A 275-nucleotide genomic window follows, 5' to 3' on the forward strand; every position below is an offset into this window, starting at 1 on the left:
TCACCAGTTGCACCCGTGTCGCCTGTGGCTCCGGTATCGCCAGTAGCTCCGGTATCGCCCGTTGCACCCGTGTCGCCAGTGGCGCCGGTGTCACCAGTTGCACCGGTATCGCCGGTCGCGCCAGTTGCACCGGTATCGCCAGTCGCGCCGGTATCGCCGGTCGCACCCGTTGCGCCGGTGTCACCAGTTGCACCGGTATCGCCTGTGGCGCCGGTGTCACCAGTTGCACCGGTATCGCCGGTCGCGCCTGTGGCACCGGTATCGCCCGTTGCACC

General features: G+C 68.4%; 1 protein-coding gene. It reads right to left on the minus strand.

The window, feature by feature from the left end:
• On the minus strand, nucleotides 1-275 hold a 275-nt coding region (locus AC0L26_RS32035; RefSeq protein ID WP_473636089.1), incomplete at both ends, for a hypothetical protein.

The sequence above is a fragment of the Mesorhizobium sp. WSM4823 genome (genome assembly GCF_055811195.1).